This window comes from Vibrio sp. 1069 (genome assembly GCF_033340555.1).
This window is the reverse complement of the sequence record NZ_JAWOWP010000691.1, coordinates 1-577: the sequence shown is the minus strand read 5'-3', so window position 1 is coordinate 577 and position 577 is coordinate 1. Positions and strand designations below refer to the sequence as shown.

The 577-nt window shown below is 43.8% G+C and carries 1 pseudogene; it reads right to left on the bottom strand.

Annotated features, from left to right (window positions below):
• Positions 1–199: 199 nt before the first annotated feature.
• Positions 200–577: pseudogene (locus tag R7040_RS28515) on the bottom strand (sodium:proton antiporter); the annotation flags it as partial.

Sequence of the window (577 nt, the reverse complement as noted above, 5' to 3'; positions counted from 1 at the left end):
ATCAGTAACGTCAATGCGAATTTTCTGAAATAGGCGCATTGCATTTCCGAAACCAGCAATGAATCGTTATTTACTCTGAAATTATAGGAAGAGAAACCCACCCTCTCGTTTAAAACGATAACGGCGAGTTACTCCCTAAGCTTGGATAACAAACGGACAGGATGCCAACTTAAAGGCGGTGAAATAGATGTTTTACGTTCTATTGTGCGCTTTCAGGCAGAATTAGCGACACAATGGTACTTGTCGTACTTGGCGCAAACTGATCCGGATCATCACAGAATTGGATTTTGCCTTTGTCTTCGACATTAAACAGCGGGATCACCAAATTGGTTTTGTGATGTTCCAAATAATCTTGGTAAGTGAAGTTCTCACTCAGTTTGGTGTGCTTGATTTCCGCGCCGCGGCTTAACAGGCTCGCTAGCTGGGTGTAACTAACATTGCCCCCCATCAACAGCTTGCCGTGATACTCCTGAGCAACAGAGTGCTTTTCACTGCCGTTTCCATTCGTCTTCACTTTTTGCAGACAATGCACTTTATCTTCGCCAAACTCGTCGACAAATTGCATACAAGCCATGAT